21 protein-coding genes and 1 other annotated feature are annotated in these 23,249 nt (G+C 36.3%); of the genes, 6 read left to right on the plus strand and 15 right to left on the minus strand.

Going from position 1 to position 23,249, the window contains the following annotated elements; genetic code table 11:
• Positions 1 to 427 precede the first annotated feature (427 nt).
• The 4 genes from FG383_RS04430 to FG383_RS04445 are packed head-to-tail and all read right to left on the minus strand — an operon-like array spanning position 428 to position 3,237.
• A complete protein-coding gene (locus tag FG383_RS04430) occupies positions 428 to 1,342 on the minus strand; it encodes an RluA family pseudouridine synthase (protein ID WP_142605648.1) in 915 nt (304 codons plus the stop codon).
• Positions 1,339 to 2,145 carry an NAD kinase gene (locus FG383_RS04435; RefSeq protein ID WP_142605649.1) on the minus strand — a complete coding sequence of 269 codons (807 nt, stop codon included), beginning with the start codon at positions 2,143 to 2,145 and terminating at the stop codon, positions 1,339 to 1,341. The genes FG383_RS04430 and FG383_RS04435 overlap by 4 nt, the downstream gene beginning before the upstream one ends.
• Entirely contained in the window at positions 2,142 to 2,822 is a 681-nt protein-coding gene (gene yjbM / locus FG383_RS04440) for a GTP diphosphokinase (RefSeq protein WP_142605650.1), read from the minus strand. The genes FG383_RS04435 and yjbM overlap by 4 nt, the downstream gene beginning before the upstream one ends.
• Before the next feature lie 31 nt (positions 2,823 to 2,853).
• Complete coding sequence (locus FG383_RS04445) at positions 2,854 to 3,237, minus strand: UPF0738 family protein (protein ID WP_142605651.1); 384 nt, start codon at positions 3,235 to 3,237, stop codon at positions 2,854 to 2,856.
• 99 nt (positions 3,238 to 3,336) lie between these two features.
• Here FG383_RS04445 and FG383_RS04450 point away from each other — a divergent pair, with 99 nt between their 5' ends.
• The 4 genes from FG383_RS04450 (at position 3,337) to FG383_RS04465 (ending at position 5,897) form a co-directional block, all read left to right on the plus strand.
• Positions 3,337 to 3,912 (plus strand): CYTH domain-containing protein, encoded by a 576-nt coding sequence (locus tag FG383_RS04450; RefSeq protein ID WP_185907845.1) that lies wholly within the window; start codon positions 3,337 to 3,339, stop codon positions 3,910 to 3,912.
• 6 nt (positions 3,913 to 3,918) lie between these two features.
• The gene (locus FG383_RS04455) at positions 3,919 to 4,569 is read left to right on the plus strand and encodes a lytic transglycosylase domain-containing protein (protein WP_142605653.1); all 651 of its coding nucleotides are present in this window, start codon (positions 3,919 to 3,921) and stop codon (positions 4,567 to 4,569) included.
• A gap of 111 nt (positions 4,570 to 4,680) precedes the next feature.
• Positions 4,681 to 5,079: a globin domain-containing protein gene (locus FG383_RS04460; RefSeq protein ID WP_142605654.1), complete on the plus strand. Its 399-nt coding sequence runs from the start codon at positions 4,681 to 4,683 to the stop codon at positions 5,077 to 5,079.
• Positions 5,076 to 5,897 (plus strand): ClpXP adapter SpxH family protein, encoded by an 822-nt coding sequence (locus FG383_RS04465; protein WP_246096857.1) that lies wholly within the window; start codon positions 5,076 to 5,078, stop codon positions 5,895 to 5,897. Before FG383_RS04460 ends, FG383_RS04465 begins: the two co-directional genes overlap by 4 nt.
• Before the next feature lie 416 nt (positions 5,898 to 6,313).
• On the opposite strand, the gene pepF is transcribed toward FG383_RS04465, so the two are convergent.
• The 10 genes from pepF to FG383_RS04515 all read right to left on the minus strand — a co-directional run bounded on the left by pepF (position 6,314) and on the right by FG383_RS04515 (position 19,248).
• Positions 6,314 to 8,134, minus strand: a complete 1,821-nt coding sequence (pepF, locus tag FG383_RS04470; protein ID WP_142605655.1) for an oligoendopeptidase F — start codon at positions 8,132 to 8,134, stop codon at positions 6,314 to 6,316.
• Positions 8,135 to 8,196: 62 nt separating this feature from the next.
• Positions 8,197 to 9,348 (minus strand): competence protein CoiA, encoded by a 1,152-nt coding sequence (locus tag FG383_RS04475; protein ID WP_142605656.1) that lies wholly within the window; start codon positions 9,346 to 9,348, stop codon positions 8,197 to 8,199.
• Positions 9,349 to 10,163: 815 nt separating this feature from the next.
• Positions 10,164 to 10,829 (minus strand): adaptor protein MecA, encoded by a 666-nt coding sequence (gene mecA / locus FG383_RS04480; protein ID WP_142605657.1) that lies wholly within the window; start codon positions 10,827 to 10,829, stop codon positions 10,164 to 10,166.
• Positions 10,830 to 11,043: 214 nt separating this feature from the next.
• The gene (gene spxA / locus FG383_RS04485; RefSeq protein WP_185907849.1) at positions 11,044 to 11,439 is read right to left on the minus strand and encodes a transcriptional regulator SpxA; all 396 of its coding nucleotides are present in this window, start codon (positions 11,437 to 11,439) and stop codon (positions 11,044 to 11,046) included.
• A gap of 386 nt (positions 11,440 to 11,825) precedes the next feature.
• Positions 11,826 to 13,034: a putative glycoside hydrolase gene (locus FG383_RS04490; RefSeq protein ID WP_246096859.1), complete on the minus strand. Its 1,209-nt coding sequence runs from the start codon at positions 13,032 to 13,034 to the stop codon at positions 11,826 to 11,828.
• Between the two features lie 340 nt (positions 13,035 to 13,374).
• Positions 13,375 to 14,313, minus strand: coding sequence for an ABC transporter ATP-binding protein (locus FG383_RS04495; protein WP_142605659.1), 939 nt, complete (start codon positions 14,311 to 14,313; stop codon positions 13,375 to 13,377).
• Positions 14,313 to 15,377 (minus strand): ABC transporter ATP-binding protein, encoded by a 1,065-nt coding sequence (locus FG383_RS04500; protein ID WP_142605660.1) that lies wholly within the window; start codon positions 15,375 to 15,377, stop codon positions 14,313 to 14,315. Before FG383_RS04500 ends, FG383_RS04495 begins: the two co-directional genes overlap by 1 nt.
• Positions 15,378 to 15,391: 14 nt before the next feature.
• Positions 15,392 to 16,411 carry an oligopeptide ABC transporter permease gene (opp3C, locus tag FG383_RS04505; protein WP_142605661.1) on the minus strand — a complete coding sequence of 340 codons (1,020 nt, stop codon included), beginning with the start codon at positions 16,409 to 16,411 and terminating at the stop codon, positions 15,392 to 15,394.
• The gene (gene opp3b, locus FG383_RS04510; protein WP_142605662.1) at positions 16,411 to 17,343 is read right to left on the minus strand and encodes an oligopeptide ABC transporter permease; all 933 of its coding nucleotides are present in this window, start codon (positions 17,341 to 17,343) and stop codon (positions 16,411 to 16,413) included. Before opp3b ends, opp3C begins: the two co-directional genes overlap by 1 nt.
• 198 nt (positions 17,344 to 17,541) lie before the next feature.
• On the minus strand, positions 17,542 to 19,248 hold the full coding sequence (locus FG383_RS04515; protein ID WP_142605663.1) for a peptide ABC transporter substrate-binding protein: 1,707 nt from the start codon (positions 19,246 to 19,248) through the stop codon (positions 17,542 to 17,544).
• A 236-nt stretch (positions 19,249 to 19,484) separates the two neighbouring features.
• On the opposite strand from FG383_RS04515, the gene FG383_RS04520 reads away from it, so the two are divergent.
• Complete coding sequence (locus FG383_RS04520) at positions 19,485 to 19,829, plus strand: DUF3899 domain-containing protein (RefSeq protein ID WP_142605664.1); 345 nt, start codon at positions 19,485 to 19,487, stop codon at positions 19,827 to 19,829.
• A gap of 40 nt (positions 19,830 to 19,869) precedes the next feature.
• Positions 19,870 to 20,084 (plus strand) — a binding site (T-box leader).
• Between the two features lie 55 nt (positions 20,085 to 20,139).
• A complete protein-coding gene (trpS, locus tag FG383_RS04525) occupies positions 20,140 to 21,126 on the plus strand; it encodes a tryptophan--tRNA ligase (RefSeq protein WP_142605665.1) in 987 nt (328 codons plus the stop codon).
• A gap of 245 nt (positions 21,127 to 21,371) precedes the next feature.
• Here trpS and FG383_RS04530 read toward each other — a convergent pair whose 3' ends face one another.
• Entirely contained in the window at positions 21,372 to 23,243 is a 1,872-nt protein-coding gene (locus FG383_RS04530) for an oligopeptide ABC transporter substrate-binding protein (protein ID WP_142605666.1), read from the minus strand.
• Between the last annotated feature and the right edge of the window lie 6 nt (positions 23,244 to 23,249).

The raw sequence follows: 23,249 nt of genomic DNA on the forward strand, positions 1-23,249 counted from the left end.
AGTAATAATGTGTCTTAAAGCTCGCTTAACTCGCCAGTCTAGTATTTGTTAGACCGGTTTGTCGCGTTCAAAGGGAATATTGTCTCGTTCAACCATTTATTTTTAATGTAATGTTAGATTCTGATAAGTTAGTCTTTACCATAGATTTTCGCTGCAGTCGGCGACTCCTGCCGGATGAGTGAGCAAATGAGCCATCCCTACGACGCCTAAGCGGCGGGGGTGGCTCATCGCTCACCCGGCGGAAAGCGTCCGACTGAAGCGAAAATCATAGCGGTCACTAGTCGACGCATTACCACGCAGTATCTCTAAACGTTGCGAGTAACGAATGGAACGTTACGCATTTTTTTATTTATTAATATTTTGCAGGGAAATAATTCAATATCCCACTCCCGAAAAGAAAAACCACTAAACTGCCTATTATAGAGGCTTATTTAGTGGCTTCTGATGGAATAATATCCTCCATATCTGTTGGAAAAGGAGATGTTATTTTTAATGTTTCCCCTGAAAATGGGTGTTTGAATTTTAACTCCCTTGCATGTAATGCTTGTCTAGCTATAAACTTTAAACTACCACCGTATAAATCGTCACCGATTAAAGGATGACCGATTGACATCATATGTACGCGGATTTGATGCGTTCGTCCGGTATGCAGCTTTAGCCGGACATGTGTAAGTTCTTCTCCTTGCAAGTGAAACCTATTTAAAACTTGTACAGAAGTTTTAGCATATTTTCCTTCGGGAGATATAAACCGTTCAATAATACTGCCATCTTTACGACCGATAGGGGCATCGATTACAAACGTATCTTCTTTTACAAATCCATGTACAATTGCTTCATAGTTCCTTGAAATCGTACCTGCTTTTTGCATTTCGCTTAATAAGTGATGGGCATGTCGATGTTTCGCTACACAAATTACACCAGATGTGTCTTTATCTAGCCTTGTTACAATATGAACGGTCGCAGAAAGTCCACTTTCTTCTAAATAGCCAGCAACGAAATTTGCAATAGTTCCACTTGGATGCTCACGTGAAGGTATCGTACTTAATCCCGCTTCTTTCGTAAATATTAATACATGTTCATCTTCGAAAAGAATGGTGAATTCACCTGTTTCGGCGATTAATCCTTCACTCTTCTTCTCCTGTGGAAAAATAATCGTCACTTTGTCGCCAACTGTCAATATATGCCTAACCGTTTTTTCTTCCCCATTGACAAGTATGGTGCCACCTTCATATTTAATACTAGTTAATGCTTTCTTAGAGATGCCGTATTGTTTAATAGCATCTCTAAGTAACAAGTGCGGTTCATTTATGTCAAAAGATAACGTGATGGAATGCTTGTTCATTTTTCCAGATCACTATCAATGAACGAATCATGTACTCGTTGCCAAAAAGGGAATGATCTAAACCGTGCAAAACGGATTTTTTCATCGGCTACTCGGTACTTAATCGATTGCACATCTTTATGCAATAATTGTAAATGATCGATCGTCACCATAAAATCTGGACCTTTTACTGGTTTCAGTAAACATGAATGATGTTTGGGTAATACAAGTGAGGAGCCTACTGTACGGAAAACCCGATTATTAATAGAAGCTATTTCTGCGAGTTGCATAGCTTCTAAAGACGGATGCACGATTGCTCCACCAAGTGCTTTATTGTACGCCGTACTTCCTGAAGGTGTCGACATACAAAGCCCGTCTCCTCTAAATCGTTCAAAATGTTTGCCATTTAGCTCCACGTCCATTACTAATGTCACATCCGGAGACTTTACAGTTGATTCATTAACAGCAAGATACACAGAACTATCCTCTTCATGCTGATAGTTAATCGTCACTTCTAGCAGCGGATATTCAATGACCTCGAACTCTTTTTGTGCAATGCTAATGACAAGCTTTTCGATTTCTATCGGTTTCCAATCTGCATAAAAACCTAGATGCCCGGTGTGAATACCAACGAAAGCAACAGAACTTGTTAAATGCTTGTACTTATGGAAAGCATGTAATAACGTTCCATCTCCCCCGATTGACAACACAATATCAGGGTTTTCTTCATCAAATATTAGTCCAAAATCAACTAAATACGTTTTAGCAGTTTCCCTTAAACGATTGGATAAATCATCATTTCGTGATTGAATATAAAATTTCATCGCGCGCGCCCCCTTTCTTCTTTATGGCCTTCATGAATTCTTGGCGTAGATAGTTCTTTATTTTCACTAAAATATTTTTGGGCTTCTTGGATTTCTCCTCGTATCAAAGACATCTCCTCGTCTAAACGAAAAGCTGCTTCCGCTGCATACTGCAGGCGCTTTTTTATCTCTTCTGGGAAAATCCCTTTATATTTATAATTCAGCGAATGTTCAATGGACGCCCAAAAGTTCATTGCAAGCGTCCGAATTTGTATTTCCGCTAAAATATTGATTTCCCCGTGTATTGTTTGAACCGGATACTCAATAATTACATGATACGATCTATAGCCGCTTTGCTTTTTATGGGAAATATAATCCCGTTCTTCCACGATTTTTATATCTTTTCTTGCACGCAATAATTCCACAACATGTTCGATATCATCTACAAATTGACACATCATTCGAAGTCCTGCAATATCGGGTATTTCCTTTGCTAACGTCTCGGAAGGTTCAAATACTATCCCCTTTATCAGAGACTTGTCATAGATACTTGCAAGTGGCTTGACACGTCCCGTCACAAATTCAATGGGCGAGTTTGTGTTTTCAATTTCATATTGTGTACGCATTCCTTTTAACTTCACTTTTAACTCGGAAACTGCTTGCTTGTAAGGCTCTAAAAAACGTTCCCATTGCCCCATAAGCTTCACCTCCATTTCACTTACACTTTGCTTATGCTTTTAATATTGCATCAAATGCTTCCTCTACTGCTTTTGAAAACGTAACACCGTAGTTATCATTTCCTTCAATATTAAAAATAAGCATTTCCAATTCTTCTTTAAACTTATGTAAAGTTAGCTCCATATCCCCAAATTGTAATGTAGGATCATTTTCCGCTTTTAAAGTATGTACTAATAATGGCCATACATCTTGTCCGAACTTTACATAGTGATACCCTGTTTCATCTTCCAATAGGTAGACAAAAGACAAAGAATCAGAATCGGTAATCATTCGTTCCCCTGCTTTAATATTTGGATGGTTCGGCATTTCCTCTAATGTAAAACGAATATCATTTTCTAGTTGCACACCACTGTGCACGTTATAAGTAATAGGCAAAATAATTCTTTCCTTTCTGTCCATTCTTCCACTATTTTATCATATTGAAACTCATTGCAAACCGTCTATAATAGAAATAATAGGAAAGGTCGTGAAATTGTGCAATCTGAACGAGAAATTGAGTTTAAAAACCTACTGACACAAGAAGAATTTGACACATTAGTTACTGTTTTTCGCTTAACATCTGCTGACTTCCAAACACAAACAAATTACTATTTCGATACACCAGATAACTATTTTAAAGAAAAGAAAATGGGTTTTAGATTACGCGTTTTACCAAACCGCAATGAATTAACTTTAAAAACACCAGTCCAACAACATGTGATGGAAGAAAAAACGGTAATATTATCAAATGATGAACGAGATGCTATCATTCACGAAAATCGCTTCCCCACCGTCTCATTTTTGGAGCAAATAAAAGATAAAGACCCATTAATATGTATTGGCAGTATGCAAACAAATCGAGCACAAATTGCGTATAACAAGGGCGTACTTTTTTTTGATCACTCCCTTTATAGTCGTAAAGAAGATTTTGAGGTAGAATATGAATGTGGAGATGTCGAAAATGGGCAAAAAGTTTTCCTTCAATTATTACAAGAACATCATATTCCTATCCGACCTACGGATAAAAAAATTGCTCGTCTTTTAAAATATAACAACTCGTTGGAAGGTTGATACCTAATGGATATTCAATCCCTTAAAACACTAATGGAAATAAATGCAATGCAATCATTAGGAAGTGTGCAAAGCTCTCAAAATAGCTCCTCCGCTTCTTTTTTCTCTGAAATGTTAGGACAAGTATTACAAACAGGCGAAAATAATACTGCTTCAGATAATAGAAGTTCTTTGTATTATAATGGAGATTCCCCTGTTTTTATGCCATCAAACTTTGCATATCAAAATGAAAATTTGGTGGATGCTATTGCCACTTATACACCGTCAAATTCGTTGGGAACATCTGACTTGGATGACATTATTAAACGTGCAGCGAACAAATATCATGTACCCGAAAAACTAATTTCATCTGTCATTAAACAAGAATCTAATTTTAATCCCTCCGCGCTAAGTTCTGCAGGTGCCTCTGGATTAATGCAATTGATGCCTGGAACCGCCAAATATTTAGGCGTTTCGGATATTTTAGACCCCGAACAAAATGTGATGGGCGGCGCAAAATACTTACGCCAAATGCTCGATCAATTTAATGGAGACATGGAAACAGCACTCGCTGCTTATAATGCAGGACCTGGAGCAGTAAAAAAATATGGTGGAATCCCTCCATATAAAGAAACACAAAATTATGTTCAAAAAGTATTAAACTATTACCAAGCATAATCCCGAAACGGCCTTTTGTAAGGTCGTTTTTTAGTGACAGTCTAAATATTTGAGATAATTCTTTAGGATTGATAGAATGATATTAGAGCTAAAACAAAGGAGTAACGAATAATGACACAAAAACCAATACTTCCTTACGATGAGATTGGAGCAGAGAAATTATCCCAGCTTGTCGATACGTTTTACAGTAATGTTGCAAAACATCCAATGCTGAAGCCAATTTTTCCAAATGATTTAACAGAAACCGCAAGAAAACAAAAACAATTTTTAACACAATATCTTGGCGGTCCCAATTTATATACAGAAGAGCATGGACATCCGATGATGAAAATGCGTCATAATCCGTTTCCAATTACACCTGAAAGAGCAGCAGCTTGGCTTTCTTGCATGAGAGCTGCAATGGATTCTGTTGGTCTAGAAGGTAAAATGCGTGAAACTTTCTATCGAAGACTTGAGCTTACTGCCAACCACATGGTCAATCAAATGAGTCATGAGGAGGAACGAGAGTGACAAGAATACTAATTCCGACTGAACCGATTACATCTCCTTTACTAAACAAGCCTCTTGAAATGTACGTATTTCTAGACCCACTTTGCTCCGCTTGTTGGGAAATGCAACCGATTGTTCGGAAATTGCAAGTTCAATATGGACAGTATTTTACGATTCGAACAGTATTGAGTACACAGCTGAGTAATTTAAATACTGTTTGTAAAACGTCAATTGAAGAAAAAACAAAGATTCAATGTGAGTTTCCGGATATAGAGCATACCGTATTCCCTTCCATTGCAGTAAAAGCTGCAGAGTTTCAGGGAAGAAGAGCCGCCCTTCGTTTTTTCAATAAAATACAAGAGTATCTTTTCATTAAAACGAAAAATGTTACTTCCTTTTCTGTATTGCAAGAAATAGCAAGTAAAGTCAACATTGATGTGGATGAATTCACACAAGACTTCAAGTCAAAAGAGTGTGCACGTTCTTTCCAAAGCGATTTATCCATCACTTCAGAAATGGATGTTACTACATTTCCAAGTATCGTATTTTTTAATGAAAATATTGAAGATGAAGGTATTAAAGTATCGGGTGTTTATCCATATGAAATTTATGTACAAATATTACAAGAAATGCTATATGAAAAACCAGAAGTACAAGAACCACCTGCTCTCGAGAAGCTTTTTGATCGATTCCATTCCCTAACAACCAATGAAATTGCTAGCTATTATTATATTTCCGAACAACAAGCTGAACGAGAACTAAAAAAACTCCTTTTACTTCAAAAGGTAGAACGATTGGTATTACCTGACGTTGTCATATGGCGATTGAAAAATAACTAACATAAAGCTCCTCATCAACAATCGATGAGGAGCTTTATTTTGCTCTATATAAGGATAAATATGTCTATGCTTTTTTACAATCCAAATTGAAAACACCCTTTCCTCAGTTAGGAAAGGGTGTTTTCGTTTTACAAAGGGGATGGGAGAAATGTTCACGTTCAAACAAAGGGGTGTATGTTATCTTGTGATTTATTTCACACTCTTACTTTATCATGTCATCTAAAAAAATACAATATATTAGCACTCACTTTCACAAATTCGTCATACATTAGACGTCATACATCTGTAATTCTTGGCACAATTAAATATTTTGTGCACATAGGTGCGGATATCACTGTTTTAAGAGCTCTCTATGTCTTTATCATACAAAAAAGGCCAAACTGTGCAATCTCCAGTTTAGCCTTCTTCTTATTATTTTATTCCGCTAATAGTAATTGTTCTAATTCATTTAGTTTTTCTTCAAATACACGACATGCTTCTTCGATTGGAGCTGCTGTGTTCATATCTACGCCAGCTTTCTTTAATACTTCAATCGGATAATCTGAGCAACCTGCTTTTAAGAATTCATTAATATAACGGTCAACGGCTGGTTTACCTTCCGTCAAAATTTGATTGCTTAATGCGGTAGCGGCACTTAAACCTGTTGCATATTGATATACATAGTAGTTGTAGTAGAAATGAGGAATTCTAGCCCACTCAAGTCCAATTTGCTCATCGATGACGATATCATCACCAAAGTACTTTTGATTTAGTTTATAATATTCTTCTGTTAATTTATCCGCCGTTAATGCTTCTCCATCTTGGTCTAGCTGATGGATAATATGCTCAAACTCTGCGAACATAGTTTGACGGAATACTGTTCCACGGAATCCTTCTAACCAGTGATTCAGTAAGTAAATGCGTTTTTTAGGATCATCGATCGTTTTCAATAAATAATCATTCAATAATGCCTCATTACAAGTAGAAGCTACTTCTGCAACAAAAATAGAATAATCCCCATATACATACGGCTGATTTGCGCGTGTGTAATAACTATGAATACTATGACCAAATTCATGTGCTAATGTGAATAAATTATTAACGTTATTTTGCCAGTTCATCAAAATGTATGGGTTCGTACCGTACGTACCAGAAGAGTATGCACCTGAGCGCTTTCCTTTTGTTTCTACAACATCTACCCAACGACTTTCTAATCCTTGCTTTACGATCGATACATATTCCTCTCCAAGTGGAGCAAAACTTTTTAGCATTGTATCACATGCTTCTTCATACGTATATTCCATTTTCAATTCTTTTACGAGTGGTGTGTATAAATCCCACATATGCAACTCATCTAATCCAAGTACTTTTTTTCGTAAGCTTACATATTTATGGAGCAGATGAACGTTTTTATTAATCGTTCCAACTAAATTGTCGTACACGCTTTCCGGAATATGATTTCCCGACATTGCCGCCTCTCGAGCGGAAGCGTATTTTCTAATTTTAGCGTTTACATTATCTCCTTTTACATTCCCAGCTAATGTAGATGCAAATGTATTGCGGAACTGGCCATACGTGTCATACATCGCTTTAAATGCGTCTTCTCGCACACGACCATCTTCGCTTTCTAGGAAGCGGGAATATCGTCCATGTGTTAGTTGTACTTCGTTGCCATCTTCATCTTTGATCGACGGAAATTCTAAATCCGCGTTATTTAACTTACCAAAAGTATCCGACGGTGATCCTGCAACTTCTGAAAACTGTGCAAGTAATGCTTCTTGTTCTTTTGGCAGTACATGGGGGCGCTCTAGATTAACTTCCTCTAATAGTTGACGGTACAATTGCAAATCATTATTTTCAGATAAGTAGGTAGAAAGAGTTGACTCATCCAATGATAAAATTTCCGGCACTAAAAATGATAGTTCCGTAGAAACTTTTACATACAGCGATTTTATGCGGCTATCCATCGCTTGATAAGTACTATTGGCAGTATCTTGGTCCGAACGCATATGTGCAAACGTATACAACTTACGTAAACGTCCCGTAAGTTCATCTCGATAAGTTAGTACTTCTAACAAAGCATTTGAACCATTTGCAATCGTCCCTTGAAATGTGGATGCTTTTTCAGCTAATTTTGCTACATCTTGAAATTCTTTTTCCCAAGCGTCATTAGAAGGAAAAATGTCTTCTAATCTCCAAGTTAGATGCTCTTCTACTTCCTCACGCGTTAATACTTTGTTATTTGTTTCTTTTGTCAAGATGAACTCCCCTTCCAGTTGTTTCGAAATTCGTATCACTATTTATTTTCTCAATTTTCAGGTCACTTTGCAAGAAAATCACTATATAGCAACTCAACCATTTTGGAATTATTAAACTTGCTTCTATAAATCGATGTATCTGACTTTATGAGACATTGCTGAAGTATAGACAAGTAGGATTGGACAGCTTCTAATTTGAATAGGGTCTGTGTAGAACCAATTGGACGATTAAGTAGGAATGATTTACAATGCGAACAATCGGCTTCCTCAAGAGGGATTTTTATCCGATTTAAATAGTCGATCCATTGTATTTGCCATTCAACGGCATGTACATGAAAAGATTCTGCATTGGGAGTAGGAATTCCTATAAAAAAAGGAATTTCTTTTGGGGACAGACTCCATCTATAGCAAACTTGTAAAAACTGATTCTGGACTCCTTTTCTATTATAGAAATATAAGTTGCTTATATGCTTAAAACGCTGCTTCCTATATATTCGTAAATACATTTCGTACTCTTTTTGGGATATTCGTTTGACGACTGCAAATGGCCATGATTGCTTTTCCATCGGGAGCTTCTTTATTTTGACGATGTATTTATTCGATTGTATGTGAACTGGGTTGGAAATATAGTGAAAGAGCTTTGTTTGTGGACAGTAGGTGATGATCATTTTCCCGTTTGTGGGGGTTTCCAGGAAAAATTGCTGACGAAATGCGGATAATTGCATGGTTCCTATTTCTTGTGGTGGGAACTCTGAAATAGATGGTGTCCTTAATATCCAAAGTGGGTCTATTTGTTGCTGTTTATAACCTATGTTACGACTTTCTATAGTAGTAGGTAAAATTTGGCTGCATTGATATTCGATAGCTACTTGGGAATATTTGTTGTTAACTAAAATATCCGGTCTTTGTTTTATCGTCCCGATGAATGGCTCTAGTTGAGGTATGCTATTATGTTGTAGGAAAAATGCGTGCAATTGGAGTTTGCCATTTAGGTGATCTTCACTTTCACCTTCCGAAAAAGAATGAATGCATGCAGATTTTTGCCTATGAGCAAAATGTGGAATTTTAATTGGTCCGCTTCTCAATATTACTTCTTCGTTGCACTGAAGGCACTGAAACGTACTTTTTTGCTTTAAATTGTTTAAAAATTCTCGTGAATAGTTGGCAGATACGATAATTTCTCCTTGCTTTGTTATTGCTGTTAATATGATCATCACCTCTACTCATAAATGTACGAATTTTCAGTGAAAAAATCAAGCAAAAAAAAACACGTGTTGATTAACCAAAAGTATCCAGTAAATTGATTATTAAGATTTTGATAAGCACTCTATGTATAGGTGCTTTTGGAGTGCTTTGAACGGAACGAGATCTACACCATTACCGAGACTTCTTGATGCGTAGAGATGCGACAAAGTCGCATCCCTACGCATTTTTTCGCTAATCGTATGAGAGTCGTTCGTCCGTCGCTCTACAAAAACAAGGGTAATCAAAGTGCCAAAGCTTTTGGGAACGACAGAATAGCCACTTTCCTACTTAAATAAAAGCAGCCAAAGATGCAATTTTGGCTGCTCAGTCCTTCTCTATAGTATATCCACCTTTTCGATTGGAAGGAAGTGTCCCATTTCTACTTAGCATCACTATATTACCAGCATGAACTTTGCAAAAAATAAGCAAGAAACACATGATAGAAAGCGATAAAGTGCCCGAAATTGCATCTTCTGGCACTTCCACTATGAATAGTAAGCTAGCTATTCTTTCATTTTCCAAAGCAATTGCCTTTTTCTTTTGAATGTTGTAGGTACGTGGCGGACAAATATCCACAACAAGATTATCGAAAATAGTGTAGCAGGAAGTGACGCAGTCACTTCCTGCTACACTTAGCCCTCGGTAATGATGTAGTGATCATTTCGTCCAAAACGATCCGAAAACGTACAAGTGCAAAATGGGATCCTTACGCATTTCTTGTGAAATATTAATGGTGGGAATTGGTGAATCAACAAGCAAAAAAAAACCTTCTTTTTACAGAAGGTTAAAAGTGTTTGTTTAGTTCTAGGAATACATCATTTACAATAATTTCTTTTCCATATTCTTGAATCATATGAATGGTAGTTTTTGTACTATTTGCAAATTCTGAAATAACACTGAGTGTATTTAATACATCTTCAAATTCCGTTAAATCCGAATTAAAAATTACATGTAAATAATATTTTTCCTCATAATGATACAATGATGTTTGGAAATTTACTTTATCCCATTTCTTTGCTAGAACAAGTAAATCATCAAAATTCTCAAACATGAATGTGTATTCAGAAGGTATTTCCTCTCCATCATCCATGTAATGCGAAAAATCATCAAATTCGTGAGGTCCTATAGAACTGGAGACACCATTTTTAAAAATCTTGTTAGAAAGGTCATCCATTTCAAAATCATCTGATCGTTCTTCATGTTTCCCTATTTCCGTTCGAGTGACAATCACTTCCAAACCTTTTTCCATCGCATGAACTTGTATCCATAATGGACCATCTAATTCTTCAAAATGGTCATCATCGTGAACTTCATCCATCATCTCCCAAAAAAGCTGCTCGCTCTTATCTTTGTTAAACCATATTTCATCTCGGCTGAAGCCTCTTTCTTCAATGTCGATGTATGAAATGTATACTTTGAAAGTGTTATCATTGATACGCTCGATATCCATTTAACACATCTCCTTTCGCTTCCTACCGCCTCATTAATGTAGTGTCTATTACTATTGTATGTTGTTTGTGAAAAAAAGAAAAGGATTCCAACTTTTCTTTTCAAATTATTAATTACAAGTGAATTGTGTGAAAATTTTCTCTTGAATGCAAGCATTCCAAAAGAAAAACTGGCTGTTTTCAAAGGTTCTTTGAAAACAGCCAGCCGATTAACTTTTAGTTCACAAGCCTTTGTGCTTCGAGTAACTGATATGCACGAACTTTTCTTGGTAGGAACCTACGTATTTCATCTTCGTTATAACCAACTTGTAGACGTTTTTCATCTAAAATAATTGGTCTGCGAAGAAGTCCAGGATATTCTTGAATTAGCTCATATAAACGTTGTAAAGGAAGACTTTCCACATCTACATTTAGCTTTTGGAATATTTTAGATCTAGTGGATATAATTTCATCCGTCCCGTCTTCTGTCATTCTTAAAATTTCTTTTATTTCACCTATCGACAGTGGTTCAGAAAAAATATTTCGTTCAGTATATGGAATATCATGTTCTTCTAACCATGCTTTTGCTTTTCTACATGAAGTACAACTTGGTGATGTGAATAATGTAACCATCATTTAAAACACTTCCTTTCAATTGGTAATTGTGTTATATGAAGTAGTTTATAATTAATTTAATGTAATTCTTTACTTTTTTAGTATACACCAAATTTTAGTCATTTAAAATACGTTTACAAGAAAATTTTTCCCTCTAAAAGAACCTGTCACAATTTCGTTGAAAATATAAGCTCTACTTACATTTTTAAAATAAATATTAAATACATTTAAATTATACCCATCTTTTTTTCATTCTAAACATAAAAATGAAATTCTTTGTTATTCTCATTTAGAAGAATGCTATTGAAAATAACTGTTATACTAATATATACGTATTCGATGAAATAAAGTTTCATAAAATATCAAAAAAGATAGGATTTTTTATAAATCCTATCTTTTCTTACTTAAGGTGTATAGTCTACGCCAGGTGAATATTTATTTCCGGCATTCCAAAGTAAATATTCCATTATCCCTGCTTCATTTAATGCTTTAATTTGAGCTTCTACTTCCTCTTTAGCATACGTTTGATAATTGCCAGCACCTAGGTATGAAGCAGTGAAGTCTTGAAGCCATGGTCTTGATACAGGCGGGTTTTCTAATTCTGCTAATTTTGCATTTTCTACTTTTGCATATTCTTGCACTAAGCGGTAAGGCTCTAAATCTGGCTTTGCAATACCAAAATAAGGAGTCCAATGACTTGGGTAAATCATGGAAGAAATAACATCCACATTTTCGGATATTTTAGAGAAGTTTTGTCCAATGCCAGGTGCTTCAGGTAATGTGGCAGAGTATCCAAAAATATCTACAGACACTTGTGCCCCATATGGTTTCAATTTTTCTTTTGCGTATGCGACGAAATCAGTAACTGCTGTCACTCTTCGTTGAACGGTATCTTCTTCTGATGCTTCGTATTTGCCCATCGAATATTTCAATATATCTTCTCTATTTTCAAATCCTTCAGGAAAACGAACATAGTCAAATTGAATTTCCTTGAAACCCATTTTGGCCGCTTCTATAGCAATCTCCACATTATAATCCCATACTTCTTGGAGAAAGGGATTAACAAAAGCTTCCCCTCTTCCGTTTTTCCATACAGATGATCCTTCTACAAATGACCATTCTGGTTTTCTTTCTGCTAGTTCTGTATCTTTAAAAACAACAACACGTGCAATTGGGTATATTTCTTTTTCTTCCATCGTTTCTAGCATTGCAAGTGGATTTTTTATGTATGGTTTACCAATATCGTATTTCGTTAGCAGTGATTCTTCGTTTGGGATATATGTTAAGTTACCAAAATCGTCTTTTATATCTATTACCATTGCATTTAGCTCTGTTGATTCTAGTAAATCTACTAAATTAGCAAATCTAGCTCCTCCTGCCGAATGTCCTGTTACATATACTCCCCTCACAGCGTCTGGATACTCAAATGTTAGCCCAGAGTCGTATACGAATAGTTTGGATGTAGAAACGATTGTTTCGTCAATGGCTTTTAAATTATATTCTTTTGTTGTAAAGTCTTCTGCAAATAAATCAGATGCAGCGAATACTGTACTAGGTAAAAGTACTGCCGCTGCCACACTTAATTGGGCTAGCATTTTCATAGGTTTCTTCATAAAATACCCCTTCCTTTCTTTTGATGTTTCTTTATTCTAACAATACTAAACAATGAATGAAAGAGATATGAGGCCTAAAATGTTGTAAGTGCGCCTTCCTATGTTGGGCTTAATAGGGATCCTGAGCGGTAAGGAATGACCGCTAGGATTTTCGCTGCAGGGTGGACGCTTTCCGTGGGGTAAGCGTACGACTGCAGCGAAAATCCCGGCGAACACTTCATTCATCTCACTACGACGCATTATCCCTAAAAAGTGACATACCTATCAACCAAGTATCACCAAATAAACACTTTCCCCATAAAAAAATCGGTCATTCGCATAGGAATGACCGATGATTTTATTATTTCGAGCTTGAAATAGCCTTTAATGATTTCATTTCTTTTTCAGAACAATAAACAAAATGTCCAGGCGTTACTTCTCGCATCGCAACTTCTTCCCCATCTTGATAATTATGATTTGCTGGATCGTACGATTTACGTACACGTGTGCGCTCATAATTTGGATCTGGAAGTGGAATAGCCGATAAAAGAGACTGTGTATAAGGATGCATTGGATTCGCATATAATTCTTCTGCAGTTGCAAGCTCCACTAGCTTACCAAAATACATAACACCAATACGGTCAGAAATGTATTTTACCATTGATAGGTCATGCGCAATGAATAAATAAGTTAATCCCTTTTCTTCTTGTAGCTCTTTTAATAAGTTTACAACCTGTGCCTGAATAGAAACGTCTAATGCAGAGATTGGCTCATCCGCAATGATGAATTCTGGATTAACAGCTAGCGCTCTTGCAATACCGAGACGTTGACGCTGACCACCTGAAAACTCATGTGCATACCGATCCGCATGTTCACGATTCAAACCAACTGTTTCTAAAAGTTCTACTACGCGCTCTTTACGTTCTTTTGGATTTTTCACAAGCCCATGAATATCTAATCCTTCTGCAATAATATCCAATACTTTCATACGTGGATTTAGAGATGCATAAGGATCTTGGAAAATCATTTGCATTTTACGGTTGAATTCTTTTAAATCTTTTTTCGATTTTTTGTCATGTACGTTTACACCATCGTAAATTACTTGACCATCCGTCGCATCATACAGGCGGATAATTGTACGCCCAGTTGTCGATTTCCCACAACCAGACTCCCCAACTAGTCCTAGTGTTTCGCCTTTATAAATATCAAAACTGATATCATCGACAGCGCGAACTTCATTTGGTTTACCTTGATTGAAATATTGCTTTAAATTTTTGATTTCTAGTAATTTTTCAGCCATTAGTAAGTACCTCCTTCCGTTCCTTCATAATAACGACTACCCGGATATTTTTTCATACGCTCCATAATTGCTAAAGGTGGATCTACTTGCGGAGCATCAGGGTGTAATAACCAAGTTGCAGCATAGTGAGTATCACTTACTTTAAAAAATGGAGGTGTTTCCTCTAGGTCGATTTTCAAAGCATAATCACTACGAAGAGCAAAAGCATCACCTTTAGGAGGTGACAATAAATCTGGCGGTGTTCCTGGAATTGCATAAAGTTTCTCATCCGCTGTATCAAGGGACGGCATGGAACTTAGTAATCCCCAAGTATACGGGTGTTGTGGATTATAGAAAATTTCATCTACTGTTCCGATTTCTACAATTTTCCCACCATACATAACAGCAACTCTATCTGCCACATTCGCTACAACTCCAAGGTCATGTGTAATAAAGATGATTGATGTATTAATCTTTTTCTGCAAATCTTTCATTAGTTCTAAAATTTGCGCTTGAATCGTTACGTCAAGTGCAGTAGTCGGTTCATCCGCAATCAGAATTTGTGGATTACATGCTAGTGCAATCGCAATTACAATACGTTGACGTTGTCCGCCAGAAAACTGATGTGGATATTGCTTCATACGAGCTTCTGGTTTAGGCATCCCTACTAGACGAAGTAAATCTACTGCTTCTTTATGAGCTACTGATTTACTTACATTACGGTGCTTTAAAATTGGCTCCATAATTTGTTTTCCGATCGTCATCGTAGGATTCAAAGATGTCATTGGATCTTGGAAAATCATTGAAATGTCTTTCCCTCGAATTTTTTGCATCTCTTTATCTGTTAGTTTCGTTAAATCTTTTCCGTTAAACAAAATATGACCATTTTTAAACTCAGAGCTATGTTCAGGCAATAAACGCATAATGGACTTAGTCGTTACTGATTTACCAGAACCAGACTCTCCAACTATTGCAAGCGTTTCTCCTTTTATTAAATCAAAGTTAACACCGCGAATTGCTTTAACTTCCCCTGCAAAAGTGTGGAAGGAAAGCTCCAGGTCTTTTACTTCTAATATTTTTTCCATTTTCGCTTTCCTCCTTAGTCTTTCATCTTCGGATCAAATGCATCACGTAACCCGTCACCAAGTAAGTTAAATGCAATCATTAATAAACTTAAAACAATCGATGGGTACAATAAAATATGCGGTTGGAATCGAATTAGTTTATAACCATCGTTAATAAGTGTACCTAAAGACGCATCAGGCGCCTGTAGTCCTAATCCGATAAAGCTTAGAAAGGCTTCAAAGAAAATCGCCGTTGGTATTGTAAACATTGTATTAATAATGATAACACCTAAAATATTAGGTAAAATATGCTTGGATATAATACGCCCATTACTTGCGCCTAAAGTTCGAGAGGCAAGTACAAATTCTTGGTTCTTAAATTTCAAAACCTGCCCACGAACAATACGAGACATACCAATCCAACCCGTAAGCGTAATCGCAATAATTATTGCAGTTACACCTGGTTCCATTACTAATAGCATCAGAATAACGATAACTAATGTAGGAATACCATACAGAATTTCCACAACACGTTGCATAATATCATCGACACGACCACCGTAGTAACCAGAAATACCACCGTATGCAACACCAATAACCATATCAATTATTGCTGCGACAAAAGCGATTAATAAGGATATTTGGGTACCTTCCCAAACTCTTGAGAACATGTCACGCCCTAAACCATCCGTACCAAACCAATAATACGTATCGACTTTTTTCATTTCATATAAATCTACTTCTTTACCCGCAAGTGTTCCAACACCATCGAATATTCCTAACTTTTCAAGTCCTTGAACTTTAGGAGGTAGGTTGGCATGTGTAATCGTTTGGGTTTCCGCATCATGTGGACTAACCATCGGTCCAACAAATGCCATGATTATGATAAATACTAATATAAAAATACTAGCAATAGCACCCTTATTTTTACGAATTCGTAGCCAAGCATCTTGCCAAAAACTTAAAGACGGCTTCGTAATTCTTTCCGCTTGACTACTATCAATATGAACTCTTTCAAAAGATTCAGCAGGTATTTTTTTTATATCTAAACTCATTATTTACTACCTCCTGATAAACGAATCCGAGGATCAACTATTCCATAAAGTACGTCAACTACGAATATTATAACAATTAGGAATACAGAGTAGAATATTGTAGTTCCCATAATAATTGAGAAGTCATTCGAAACAATCGCTTTAACAAATTGCTCGCCTATACCCGGTATTGCAAAGATTTGTTCAATTACAAGCGAACCAGTAAGTAGACCAGCTGCAAGTGGTCCTAAAACTGTAATAAGAGGGATTAACGCATTACGGAAAGCATGCTTGAATGCAATTTCAAATCCGCTCGCCCCTTTAGATTTTGCTAGAGTAATATAATCCGAACTTATCACTTCAATCATTTCTGTGCGGATAAATCGAGATGCCGTTGCAAGAGGTCCCATCGCTAAAGCAATAGAAGGTAATATACTCGACATCCATCCGTCTTTCCATAAAGCAACTGGGAGTAGTCCCCATTTTACACCTAACCAATATTGAAGCAATGTTGCAAAAACGAAAGATGGGATAGAAATACCGATGATAGCGATTAACGTACTACCATAATCCCATATAGTATTCTGCCTCAGCGCTGCAATCATACCTAACAAAATACCAATAGCTACACCAAGTATTAATCCTTGTGAACCAATTAAAACAGATGGTCCTAATCGATTCATGATTAAATCTGTTACACTGGCATTTTTAAATTGGAATGAGTTACCTAAATCACCTTTCGCTAAGTTGAGCATATATTTTGCATACTGCACGGGAACTGGTTGATCTAATCCATATTTCGCTTCTACCACCGCGAGTTGTGAGGGGGGTAGTTTGGATGCAGAGCTAATCGGGGATCCTGGAAGCGCCTTCATTAAGAAAAATGTTGCTGACGCAATCAGGAAAAGGGTAATAAACATATAAACGATACGTCGAATAATATATTTTGTCATCTTTGCACCTCCTAAATAATATATTTCTATAATTTTAAAAACTATACTAGTATATATAAACAGATAAACTCTATAATTGTCAAAAGTAATTATAAAAAATAAATATTTGGTGAATTCTGATTCATTTAAAAAGAGAGTATATGGTCCCGAACGGATACCATATACTCTCAAACTATGTGATTTTAAAAATTCACTAAATTAGTTTTTACCTTCAATATAAGCCCATTTGTAGCTATAGTCTCCACCGAATGGGTGAGCAACGATACCTTTAACATATGGTTTTTGAAGGTGCATCAATCCACGTTGGTAAATTGGTCCGATTCCGAAATCTTCATCAATAAGAATTTTTTCAGCATCAGCAAGTGCTTGCCAACGAGCTTCTGGGTCAAGAGCTAATTCATTAACAGATGAAGATACTAACTTGTCATATTCTGGGTTAGAGTAAGACATTTGGTTATTTCCGCCACCAGTTAACCATAAGTTCATGAATGTGTAAGGATCTTGATAGTCAGGTCCCCATCCAGCAATTTGCATTTCATAATCTTGGTTTGTATCAAGATCTAAACGAACGTTAAATGGAACTTCTTTTAGTTTAACTGTTAAACCTGGTAAATTTGTTTCTAATTGATTTTTTAGGTATTCGCCCGTTTTCTTAGCTGATTCAGTATCTCCATTTAGAAGTTCAATAGTTAATTCAGAAACTCCTAGTTCAGATAAACCTGTTTCGAATGCAGCTTTTGCTTCGTCAGCATTGAATTCAGCCATGTCCCCGTTTACATCACGGAAGTCATTTGCATCAGCGTCGAAAGTAAAATCTTTTGGAATTAAGTAGTTAGCTGGTACAGAACCATTAGCTAAAACTACATCAACTAAATCTTGTTTATTGAAAGCTTTTGAAATTGCTTCACGAATATTTACGTTAGCAAGTGGTGTTTTTTCTCCAAGACGTTCTTGGTTATATTTGAAATAAAATACAGATGTTTCAGATTCATGAATTAATTCTGGGTCAGCAGCATATTGCATTGCGAATTCACCAGTAAGTGGTGCTTTGTCTTTTTGACCTTCCGAATACAAGTTAACACCTGTACCTGGTTCTTTAACAACATCATAGTTAATTTCAGTTAATTTTACAGTATCTTTATCCCAGTACTCTTCGTTTTTAAGTAGTTGCCAAGATAATCCTGTTCCGTCCCAGTTAGCAAGTGTAAATGGTCCGTTATATAATACTGCTTCAGAATTTTTCGCATAGTTTTCACCTTGCGCTGTAACGAATTCTTCTTTTTGTGGTAAGAATGTTCCGAATGACATAAGTGATAAGAAGTAAGGTGTTGGTTTTTCAAGAGTTACTTCTAAAGTTTTTTCATCAAGCGCTTTAACGCCTAGTTCAGTGTACTCCATAGAACCTTCCATAATTGCAGTAGCGTTTTTAATAACGCCATCCATCATATATGGACCATATTCAGATGCAGTATCTGGGTTCATCGCACGTTTCCATGCAAATTCAAAGTCATTTGCAGTTACTGGAGATCCATCAGACCAGTTAGCATCGCGTAATGTGAATGTGTAAACTAAACCATCTTCAGAAACTGTTGGTTCACCTTCAGAGATCGCAGGTTCAGCAACGTTATCTTGATTTAAGCGATATAAACCTTCGTTTACGTTATTTAGAAGGTCAAAACCAACCGCGTCTGTTACAAGAGCAGAGTCCATAGTTGGAATTTCAGCATTCATGATTAAGTTTAGAACTTGTTCCTCGTCAGTTGCTACTTCTTCTGTTGTTGCGTCTGTATCTTCTGTGTCTTTAGTTGTTTCAGTGCCTTCTTCTTTATCGCCGCCACATGCAGCCAAGAAAAGAGCAACAACTAACAATAGGCTTAAAAGCCAAGCAAACTTGCTATTCTTCAAAAGAATAACCCCCTTTAAATATTCAGAAAAATTCATTACAATAATCATTATACATTCCCAGAGAAACTTGTACAGGTTTTTCGATTATTTTTTTACAAATAAGTAACAAAATCATTACAATGTCCTAACACTTGAGAAATATTGGTAATTATTTTGTTCATTTCTGACATTTCGAATTGTCTAATTTTTGATTATTTTAAGTAAATCTTCTATAATTTATTTCGTCGAGGTGAATTATGAAGAAAAAAATTGTTAGTTTTTTAGTCATACAGCTATTTATTTTTATCATTATGTTTATTACATATGGATCTCTAACGCTTACTTCTTATATAAATATTTCCTTTTACGTTGGAGGTTCTATTACATTTATTGGGCTAATGACATATGTAGTTTCCGGTGGGTTTTTTGATATTTTTGTAACAAGTACACGCAGAGTGTTCACACCTAAGCATATGAAAAAAACAGCGAATGAAATGCGGTTACCATCCGAGGTTTTCTCGTTTCCGGTTAAGCCAATTGTCATATTAGGCTTATCTTGTTTAGTTAGTATGGCCATCGCTCTAGTTGTTTATTATGCTTGATTTTTGAGTTTCTTCTATAATATAATTATCAAAACTAAATAATTGAGCTTTGATGAAGAAAAGTACATTTAACTCGGTATGTCTAGAGAGTCTGTGGTTGGTGCAAACAGAACATATGATAAATGGAATGGGCTTCTGAGCAGTGTATGTGAACTTGTAGTAGCATAGACCGTGTCCTTCACGTTAAGAAGAAGAGTGGCTAATTATTTTAGCAAGCTGGGTGGTACCACGGATTTTACATCATTCGTCCCTTTTTTAGGGATGCATGATGTTTTTTTATTTTTTCGATTTTATTAAGGAGGAAAAAAACATGAAGAAAATTTTTTCAGGCGTACAGCCAACAGGAATTATTACGCTCGGCAATTACATCGGTGCATTTAGACAGTTTACCGCTCTACAGAACGATTATGAGTGTGTGTTCTGCATCGTAGACCAACATGCCATTACCGTTCCACAAGATCCGGAAGAACTACGCGGGCATATTCGCTCCCTTGCAGCTTTGTATATTGCAGTAGGAATTGACCCAAATAAGTCTACACTATTCATCCAATCGGAAGTTCCAGCTCATGCGCAAGCTGGATGGATTATGCAATGTATTTCCTATATCGGCGAGTTAGAAAGAATGACCCAATTTAAGGACAAATCAACAGGTAAAGATGCTGTTTCAGCCGCATTATTAACGTATCCACCATTAATGGCTGCGGATATCCTTTTATACCAATCAGATATCGTACCTGTTGGAGACGATCAAAAACAACATGTCGAGTTAACACGTGATTTAGGGGAAAGATTTAACAAAAAATACGGAGAGGTACTGACGATTCCTGATATCCAACTTCCGAAAAACGGAGCTCGCATTAAATCGTTGCAAGACCCATTGAAGAAAATGAGTAAATCCGACCCAAATAAAAAAGCGACGATCCGCCTACTTGATACACCAAAAGAAATTGAAAAGAAAATAAAAAGTTCTGTAACGGATTCGGAAGGAATTGTTGCATATGATCTTGAAAATAAACCTGGCGTTTCGAATCTCCTTACAATAGAAGCAGCTTTAACTGACGTATCAATAGAAGCACTTGTACAAAAATACGAAGGAAAAGGCTATGGAGATTTTAAAGCATCTGTAGCTCAAGTTATTATAGATCATCTAGCTCCAATTCAAGCAAGATATGAAGAATTATTAAATTCATCGGAGCTTGACGACATATTAGATCATGGAGCAGAAAAAGCAAATGCATTAGCAAATTCAACCTTAGCTAAGATGGAAGCCGCAATGGGCCTCGGAAGAAGACGATAAGCGTTAAAGCTAAAAACGATGCACATAACATAATAAATTCCTTTGACTGAAGCATGTACACGAGGACAGAATTCAACGAATAACCTAAAGACAAAAAATTTAAGAACAATACTAATTGGGAGCAGCTAATAACTGCTATTCCATAACTGATTAAAAATAATAGAATTCTCATATGTATCACATCCTTCTTAAACCATATGAAAAACCGTTCCTAAACTTTCGTCTAGGAACGGTTTTTTTTATTATTATTTTGAAGATTTAACTCCAGTGTCTGAAACTAATTCTACGTCTTGTAGATTAGAGTGTGATTCATTCGTATAGTCAATACTCCAGTTTTTCACACGTTTGTTTACTGGTACTAACTCATAACGATACATAGTTGGAATGATTGGCGCTTGCTCAACCATATATTCTTGCCATGCACGGAATTCTTTCGCACGGTAATCAGCGTCAAATGCTTTTGGTGAGTCAATATTTGTTAGTGTCTCTTCTAAGAAATCAGAAGAGTAACGGCTGAAATTATATTCTGCTGTTTTCGAATATAAACCTGCTGGAGATGGGTTTGTTCCAGTACCCCATGCAGCCATGAAAATATCGATTTCCGGATCATCCGCTTGTACTTTATCATAGAAGCTGTTGAACTCGATTGTGCGTCCAGTTGTTAACGTTACATTTAAGCCAACATCTTTCCAGTTTTGTAAATAGAATTGTGTGATATCTTCTGCGATATCATCGCCTGCCATTGTTGCAAATTTGATCTCTAGAGGTTTACCTGCTTTATCTTCACGGATTCCATCGCCATCCACATCTTTGAAACCAGCTTCATCTAATAATGCAGCTGCTTTATCTGGATCATACGTATATCCTTCTAATGAAGCATCATAGAAAGATGCAAATACTGGCGGGATTAGTGAATTCGCACGTTCACGTAAGTTATTATAGAAAACTTCTGCAACTTGCTCTACATCAAGTGCATATCCCATTGCTTGACGTAACTTCACATCTCCTGTTTTCGAACCTTCTATATCTGTCACAACTACATTATTTTCATAATCATATTTCCCTAATTTGAAGCCAAGGTAAGAATAATAAAGTTCTTGACGACCTAATACATCCATATTATCTGCATCTTTAATTTCTTCCATTTTAGAAGCATTAAATGAGATAGCTACATCGTACTCGCCTTGTTTCAATGCAACTGAAATAGAGCTTGTTGGTACAACTTTCACTAAAACGCCGTCTAGTTTCGGTTTGCCTTTCCAGAAGTGTTCATTTGCTACTAATTGAACAGATTCACCTGGTACGATTTTATCAATTTTGAATGCACCTAATGTTACTGGATTTTTACGAACTGCATCAGATTCTACTAACTCCGCAATCGGAATATCCTTAATCATATGACTTGGTTCTGCGTAAGTCCAGAGTCCATCTCCACCGCTAAAGATTGCCGGAGATAATTTATTAAATGACATCTCTAAAGTTGTTTCGTCAATTTTCTTTAGTCCTGAGATTGTGTCTGCTTTACCATCATGGTATTCAACAGCACCGATAATGTTTTGGAAATCTACATCATAACGAACACCTGTGTAATCTTTGTGTCCAATAATTAAATAAGGTTGGATTAAGTCTTCGATTTTTAGTGGTTCACCGTCAGACCATTTTACACCTTCGCGAATTTTTACTAATACTTTATTGTTATCTTGATCTACTTCAATACTTGCAATACCTTCATCTGTTAACAAGAAATCTCCATCTGTTTCGAAAAGTGAATTAGATGCGTATTTCATAATTTCATCATCATAAGCATCTTCATACAATACATACGAGAATATCCCTTGGAATGGTTCATCTTTTGACAGGGCAACTTTTAAAGTACCACCAGAAATAGCTTCCCCATCATTTTCAATAGCTAATGGGAATAACGCATCCGAATCTTCTGCTACTGGTTCTTCTGCTTCCCCTTCTGTACCTTCTTCAGTACCCTCTTCAGGAGTAGCCTCTTCTGTTTTTGTTCCATCATCTGTACCTGTAGTTTCTTCACCATCACTACTACAAGCAGCAAGCACAAGCATAAATGCTAGTAATAATGCTAGTAATCCCCAAAGCTTTTTATTCATTTCCTT

Source organism: Psychrobacillus soli (assembly GCF_006861775.1).
GTDB lineage: Bacteria > Bacillota > Bacilli > Bacillales_A > Planococcaceae > Psychrobacillus > Psychrobacillus soli.